This window comes from Faecalibacterium sp. DFI.5.82, assembly GCF_029076575.1.
In the GTDB taxonomy this organism is placed as follows: domain Bacteria; phylum Bacillota; class Clostridia; order Oscillospirales; family Ruminococcaceae; genus Faecalibacterium; species Faecalibacterium duncaniae.
The window spans coordinates 1-311 of the sequence record NZ_JARFIS010000497.1; the positions used below are offsets into that span (position 1 = coordinate 1).

At 55.9% G+C, this 311-nt stretch carries 1 protein-coding gene and 1 pseudogene; both read right to left on the reverse strand.

The window, feature by feature from the left end:
- On the reverse strand, positions 1-134 hold a 134-nt coding region (locus P0G09_RS17585; protein ID WP_275253316.1), incomplete at its 3' end, for a S4 domain-containing protein.
- Positions 113-311 (reverse strand): annotated as a pseudogene (locus tag P0G09_RS17590) (1-deoxy-D-xylulose-5-phosphate synthase); the annotation flags it as partial. The gene P0G09_RS17585 and the pseudogene P0G09_RS17590, both read right to left, overlap by 22 nt.

The following is a 311-nucleotide window of genomic DNA, read 5'->3' on the forward strand; positions in this document are numbered from 1 at the left end:
TTGTCTACCTTCTGTTCATTGACAAAGACCACGCCGGACATGATCAGCGCCTTAGCGCGCTCACGGCTCTGGATCAGGCCATGCTGAACCAGATAGTGATCCAAACGAATCTTCAAGATTCTGCTCCTTTCCATGTACGGATGGCCTGTGCCAGATGTTCTGCATCCAGGCCGGTGCTCTGCTTGATCTGCGGAACCGTCGCATGGGGCAGACGCACATCCTCCACACCCCGGTGGATATAAGCACCCTGCCAGCCTGCTTTCTGCAGAGCCATTTCCAGATGCTCACTGATGCCGCCGCAGGCTACGCAT